This window comes from Christiangramia aquimixticola, from assembly GCF_048285835.1.
Classification (GTDB): domain Bacteria; phylum Bacteroidota; class Bacteroidia; order Flavobacteriales; family Flavobacteriaceae; genus Christiangramia; species Christiangramia aquimixticola.
Map to the genome: position 1 here is coordinate 486,205 of NZ_JBLVTL010000001.1, position 6,619 is coordinate 492,823.

Annotated in this window: 7 protein-coding genes and 1 tRNA gene; 6 read left to right on the top strand and 2 right to left on the bottom strand. The window is 36.4% G+C overall.

The genetic code is table 11. The features are described from left to right. Window positions 1-122: 122 nt before the first annotated feature. The 6 genes from ACNKXV_RS02170 to ACNKXV_RS02195 all read left to right on the top strand — a co-directional run bounded on the left by ACNKXV_RS02170 (window position 123) and on the right by ACNKXV_RS02195 (window position 5,187). Window positions 123-206, top strand: a tRNA-Leu gene (locus ACNKXV_RS02170). Window positions 207-362: 156 nt separating this feature from the next. Then, entirely contained in the window at window positions 363-1,259 is an 897-nt protein-coding gene (locus ACNKXV_RS02175; RefSeq protein ID WP_417906055.1) for a MerR family transcriptional regulator, read from the top strand. Window positions 1,260-1,267: 8 nt separating this feature from the next. Continuing rightward, the gene (locus ACNKXV_RS02180) at window positions 1,268-2,734 is read left to right on the top strand and encodes a phytoene desaturase family protein (RefSeq protein ID WP_417906056.1); all 1,467 of its coding nucleotides are present in this window, start codon (window positions 1,268-1,270) and stop codon (window positions 2,732-2,734) included. Between the two features lie 3 nt (window positions 2,735-2,737). Continuing rightward, window positions 2,738-3,577, top strand: coding sequence for a phytoene/squalene synthase family protein (locus ACNKXV_RS02185; RefSeq protein ID WP_417906057.1), 840 nt, complete (start codon window positions 2,738-2,740; stop codon window positions 3,575-3,577). Between the two features lie 12 nt (window positions 3,578-3,589). Continuing rightward, on the top strand, window positions 3,590-4,039 hold the full coding sequence (locus tag ACNKXV_RS02190) for a sterol desaturase family protein (RefSeq protein WP_417906058.1): 450 nt from the start codon (window positions 3,590-3,592) through the stop codon (window positions 4,037-4,039). A gap of 11 nt (window positions 4,040-4,050) precedes the next feature. Beyond that, window positions 4,051-5,187, top strand: a complete 1,137-nt coding sequence (locus tag ACNKXV_RS02195) for a lycopene cyclase family protein (RefSeq protein WP_417906059.1) — start codon at window positions 4,051-4,053, stop codon at window positions 5,185-5,187. 2 nt (window positions 5,188-5,189) lie between these two features. Here ACNKXV_RS02195 and ACNKXV_RS02200 read toward each other — a convergent pair whose 3' ends face one another. Both ACNKXV_RS02200 and ACNKXV_RS02205 read right to left on the bottom strand, forming a co-directional pair. Beyond that, complete coding sequence (locus tag ACNKXV_RS02200) at window positions 5,190-5,744, bottom strand: TlpA family protein disulfide reductase (RefSeq protein ID WP_417906060.1); 555 nt, start codon at window positions 5,742-5,744, stop codon at window positions 5,190-5,192. Window positions 5,745-5,800: 56 nt separating this feature from the next. Further along, the gene (locus ACNKXV_RS02205; RefSeq protein ID WP_417906061.1) at window positions 5,801-6,571 is read right to left on the bottom strand and encodes an XRE family transcriptional regulator; all 771 of its coding nucleotides are present in this window, start codon (window positions 6,569-6,571) and stop codon (window positions 5,801-5,803) included. Window positions 6,572-6,619 lie beyond the last annotated feature (48 nt).

Genomic DNA, 6,619 nt, shown 5'->3' on the forward strand with positions numbered 1-6,619 from the left:
AGCCAGATCACTATTTTGATTTTAACTGAAAAAGCTTTTAAGCTTCAGTCGATCGAAAGAAGTTCAATCTAATTCAAGATTTTTTATTTACCAGCCTATATGGAACTAAATTCCATACATTCACCCGGGTGCTGGAATTGGTAGACAGGCATGGTTGAGGGCCATGTGTCCATTAGGGCGTGCGGGTTCAAGTCCCGCTCCGGGTACTACATTCTCCTTTTTTTTATTGCGGCAAATAGCCGTTTTTTTTGTGCCTGATTTAATTCTGTTTAACTATTTTTTATTTTTTTTAAACACTTTAACGTTTTGAATTAAGTTCTAACGGGATTTATTGTTTAGATTTGATGAAGTCCTTACAACTTATGGAACATATAAAACAAAATTTCAGCATTAAAGATCTCGAACATCTTAGTGGTATTAAAGCCCATACCATACGCATCTGGGAAAAACGTTATAATATCCTTGATCCTGACCGTACCGAATCCAATATCCGGACTTACGATGGAGATAATCTACAGAAGCTTTTGAATATTTCCTTTTTGAATAGTCATGGTTATAAGATCTCCCGTATCTCAAAAATGCCTGAAGAAGAAATTCATAAGCTTGTAAACAGAATTTCTGCTTCCTCCAGTGAAGAGAACAGAGCCCGGAATTCCCTTAAAATGGCTATGATGAATTTTGATTCTGCCCTGTTCGAAAGAGTTTACCGGGAGATGCGAAATACATCTGATTTTAAAGAAGTGTTTTATAATGTTTTTCTTCCCCTGCTGGATGAGGTGGGAATGTTATGGCAAACAGATACCATCAAACCTATACATGAACACTATATAGTTGAATTAATAAAACAGAAGATCTATTTAAATATTGCGGAACTTTCTCCAGAGAATATTGATGAAAGTAAATTATACGTGCTGTTTCTACCGGAAAATGAAATCCACGATATAGGACTTTTATTTCTTCATTATGAGTTATTGAGAATTGGTAAAAAAGTGATCTATTTAGGCCACAGCCTGCCTCTGGAAAATATGAACTACATTTTATCCATGCACTCCAATCCGGTTTTTTTAAGTTACCTGACCATTTCCCCCGTAAATACAAGTATTCAAAATTTTATTCATGAATTCCAGGAAACTCTTTGCCAAAAGGAATCCAGGCAATTAATGTTATTTGGACAAAGAACCAAGGAGATAGACAAAACCAACTTACCTTCAAATATAGATGTGTATGCCTCAATCAAAGATTTTATAACTCTCATTTAATCCAATCAATGGATAAGAAAATAAATATAATTGGATCCGGTTTCTCATCTTTGGCGGCCGCTTGTTATCTGGCTAAAAGTGGTTATCAGGTTCATTTATTTGAAAAGAATTCAACGGTTGGAGGCCGGGCCAGACAATTAAAGAAAGAAGGGTTCACTTTTGACATAGGACCAACCTGGTACTGGATGCCAGATGTATTTGAACGCTTCTTTGCCGACTTTGGCAAGAAACCTTCAGATTATTATGAGTTAATAAAATTGGATCCTGCTTATCAGGTTTATTTTGGAAAAGGAGATTCAGTTATTATTCCGGGCAATTTAGAGCAGATTTACGCGACTTTTGAGGAGGTTGAATCCGGAAGCTCAGAAAAGCTCAGAAAATTCATTACAAAAGCCAGAGACAACTACGATATTGCCATAAAAGACCTCGTGTACAGGCCAGGTATCTCACCCATGGAATTAATTACTCTGGCAACTGCAAAAAGACTAGGCAGGTTTTTTACAAATATTAGCACCGAAGTGCGCAAAGAATTTAAAAACGAAAAGCTTAGACAAATCCTGGAGTTCCCTGTTTTATTTCTGGGCGCCAAACCCAGCGATACACCTGCCTTTTACAGTTTTATGAATTATGCCGACTTTGGATTAGGGACCTGGCAACCTAAGGGCGGAATGTATAAAGTAATTGAAGGCATTAAATTGCTGGCAGAAAGCTTAGGAGTTAAGTTTCATTTAAATTCTCCCGTTGAGCGTATTATAACCGAAAATGGAAAAGCTAAAGGAATAGCTGTAGATGGGGTTATACATAATGCCGATGTAATCCTTTCAGGAGCAGATTACCACCATTCTGAAAGTTTGTTACCTAAAACCGAAAGACAGTATTCAGAAAAATATTGGGACAAAAAGACTTTTGCTCCTTCCTCTCTACTCTTCTATGTGGGATTTGATAAAAAACTTAAGAATGTAGCTCATCATACCCTTTTCTTTGATAGCAGTTTTAAAAAACATGCTGAAGAAATTTATGATAACCCGCAATGGCCGGAGAATCCATTATTTTACGCGAGCTTTCCCTCTATAACAGATAAGGAAAGTGCTCCTGAAGGTAAAGAAGTAGGGATTTTTCTTATCCCCCTCGCCCCAGATCTGGAAGATTCAGATGAAATCAGGGAGAAGTATTTTAAGATGATTCTAAATCGACTGGAAGATCTAACCGACCAAAATCTAAAAAACAGTATTATATTTAAGGAATCCTTTGGAGTTAACGATTTTAAAGAAGCTTATAATTCGTATAAGGGAAATGCCTACGGAATGGCAAACACGCTGTTTCAAACCGCATTTCTAAGACCTGGACTTAAAAGCAAGAAGGTAGAAAAGTTGTACTTCACCGGTCAATTGACTGTACCGGGACCGGGAGTTCCTCCATCCCTGATCTCCGGAAAACTGGCAGCGGGATTGATTCAACAAAACCAGGAAAAGTAAATTATGAAAGCAATTTTTGACATCGTCTCCAGATCTTGTAGCCGAACCGTTACAAACTCTTACAGCACTTCCTTTAGTCTTGCAACTAAAATGTTGGCACCTACCATAAGGCAGGATATTTATAATATTTATGGTTTTGTAAGGTTTGCAGATGAAATCGTTGATTCGTTCCATGATTACAATAAAGAAGAACTTTTTAATGACTTTGAAACCGATCTGAACAAAGCTCTGGCAGCAAAAATTTCTCTTAACCCAATCCTGAATTCCTTTCAGGAAACAGTACATAAGTTTGGAATTGAAAAGGAACTTTACACGGCCTTTATGGACAGCATGAGACTGGATCTTCATAAATCGGCTTATTTAACCATAGACGAATACAAACAATATATTTATGGCAGTGCAGATGTGGTTGGGTTAATGTGTCTCAAGGTTTTTGTAAAGGGAGATCAAAAGAAATATGAAGCGCTAAAAGAATCGGCAATGAGCCTTGGTTCAGCTTTCCAGAAGGTGAATTTTCTTCGCGATCTCAAGGCCGATTATGATGACCTTAGCCGAAGTTATTTCCCCAATGTCGATCTTTCTCAGCTGGATGAATTAAATAAAAAACGGATAATTGAAGAGATAGAAGAAGACTTTTCCAAAGGCTTACGTGGAATTGCTAATTTGCCCGTAGAAGCAAAATTTGGGGTATATACCGCTTATGTTTATTATCGAAAACTTTTACATAAACTAAAAAGAATTCCTTCGCTTGAAATTAAAAAAAGGAGAATAAGAGTTCCTAATTATACAAAAGCCGGACTATTAGCAAAATCCTATATTTCATATAGATTAAACCTTATATAACACGAGTTGATAATGAATATTTTGATGTGGATTTTAGTGTTTCTGGGTACTTTCATGATAATGGAAGGAATGGCGTGGTTTACGCACAAATATGTAATGCATGGATTTTTGTGGAAATTACATCAAGACCATCATAAAAAAGAACATAGCAGCTGGTGGGAAAGAAATGACCTGTTCTTTGTATTCTATGCCCTTATTAGCATAGGATGTTTTCTACTTTGGAAATATGAAGATGTATGGATAGGCCTGCCAATTGGCTTAGGTATTCTGGCCTATGGTATTACCTATTTCATGGTTCATGATATATTTATACATCAGCGTTTCAAGGTTTTTAGAAACGCAAACAATAAATACGCAAAAGGTATAAGGAGAGCTCACAAAATGCATCATAAGCATCTTGGAAAAGATGATGGTGAATGTTTTGGAATGTTGTTCGTCCCTTTTAAATATTTCAAAAAATAAATTCTGCCTTTATGATCACCCCAGACTATTTTTATGTAATTGTTGGAGGTGGAATGGCAGGTTTACAACTTGCTCTAAGGATAAGTGAAGATATTTTCTTTAAGGGAAAGAAAATTGCCATCATTGAGCCATCCGAAAAATCATTAAACGATAAGACCTGGTGTTATTGGGAATCTAGACCGGGAAGATGGGATGATTTGATATACAAACAATGGCAACATGGGAAATTCGTAACCACAGATATTTCTAAAGATCTGGATCTTGAGCCATATAGCTACAAGATGTTGAGATCCATAGATTTTTATAATTATGCGAGAGAGACTTTAGATGCGAAAAATGAATTCAGTTTTATTAAGGACGAGGTATCCGCAATAGATTCCGTTACCAGAACGGCAAAAGGAAAGATCGACAATTATACCGCCACACATTTTTTTGACAGCCGCCCTCCCATAGATTATAAGAAGGATTCAGCTGCCAGTCTGATATATCAGCACTTTAAAGGAATCCATATAAAAGTCAATGAGAATACATTCGATCCACGGAAATTTACCATGATGGATTATCGTGTAAAACATAAGCAAAACACCTGTTTTACCTATGTCCTTCCTTTTACGGCTACTGAAGCTTTAATAGAGTTCACTTACTTTACTCCTCAACTTACCGAAGAGACTATTTATGATAAAAAATTAGAGAAGTACATCTCTACAATACTTGGAATTTCAGAATACGAGATCCTTGATTCAGAAAAAGGAGTGATTCCTATGACTGATTATACTTTTACCGCATCCAACACCAAACATATCACCAAAATAGGAACAGCTGGCGGCTGGGTTAAACCATCAACGGGCTATTCTTTTAAAAGCACAGAAAAAAAAGTAGAGCGCGTCATTGAAAATATCAAGGCCGGGAAGCGACCTTCTCACAAACTATTGAATCTTAAATATCAGAGGTACGATGCAATTTTTCTGGATGTGCTGGAAAAACGGAATGACCTTGGAGAATCTTTATTCACCAAGCTATACACAAAAAATAATATCCAGGATATATTCAAATTTTTGGATGAAGAAACAAGTTCTTCTGAAGATCTAAGAATTATGCTCTCCCTCTATCACCCTCAGTTTTTAAGATCCTTATTAAATAAGCTATAAACCTATTCGGCAATAAGTTTATCCAGCGTTTTTCTAAAACTGTCACTGTTCCAGTCTGCAGAACCTACTTTATTCACTACTATGCTTCCATCTTTTGAGATCACATAAGTTGTAGGTAAAGTTCTGCCATCCATAGGATCCGGTGCTTTGGTAAGCATCTTATAGGCAGGAAGCGTAAATCGTTTTCTTTTCATGAAATTTCCCACGGTTTGACGCTGTTCTCCGGATATAAAGAGAAAGGTAACCTTCCCTTCATAATCTTCATATAATTCCTGAAAGCTGGGCATTTCGGCAATACAAGGCGGGCACCAGGTCGCCCAAAAGTTTATAATGATCACTTCTCCTTTAAACTGAGAAAATTCAGTTCGTTTTCCTCTGTTACTTTCAAGCACCCAATTATAGTTCGCAATCTTTTCCCTGTCATCTTCATCATTGATAGAAGGGGCGAACGATATTAATTTATTTACAAAGATCTGGATGGGTTTTCTGGTTTGTGGAATTACCAGGGCAAGAATGATCACAATAAAAATAATATTAGACCATTGATTCTTAAACATTTTCATATTTCATTTTCTTAACGTAAAGAAATAAAAAAACTTAACGGACTCAAACCCTAATTTTGCTTTTTCTCCGTAAAAGAATACAATCTATGATTCATCTCCAACAGCTCACTTTTTAAAAGGTCAATCCCCTTTTCAAGCTCCTGAATTTTCCCATTATCTGCCATGGCCTGACTGGATACAAGAACGTTGCTTATTTTCCCGCTTATCATCATCACTTTACGGAGTTCATTTTTGCTTATCCTTCCATTACCTTCGGTAGCAGCCGGATTATCATTTTCCATAACAAAATAATTCTCATCGGCATCTCTCCTTATTCTGTTAATTCTTATCCCATCAACCGTAATCACAACTACAGCGGAACCATCTAAAACCTGATCGATGTTATGATGTACCTGACAAATTAAAACATCCCCCGGAAATATGGTGGGACTCATATTTTCACTTTTCACCTCGAAAAGAGTCTGGTCTTTTACGAAATCAAAACCTGGAATGCGAAACCAGTCTTTAATATCAAAAATATCATCACTCTCAAGATTCTGTAAAAATTTATCATGGATATGCGCTCGAATAAAAGGAACAAAGCCTGTATCACGGCCAATTTTAATATAGTTGTTCTCCCCGGTGAGCAAATAATCTGTAGTAACCTTATATAGTTTACTCAATTTCAATATATGGTCTACAACGATCCCATTTTGAGAACTTTCAATTAAAGAATATGCAGCCTGAGAAATATAAAGAATACTGGCAACATGAGCCTGAGAGAAATTATTCTTCTTTCTCAGCAACTTAATTCTTCTTCCTATTTCAGATCTATTATTCATACAATATCAAACTTTATCCATTGTGATTCAAAGAACGGGTTTCCATTC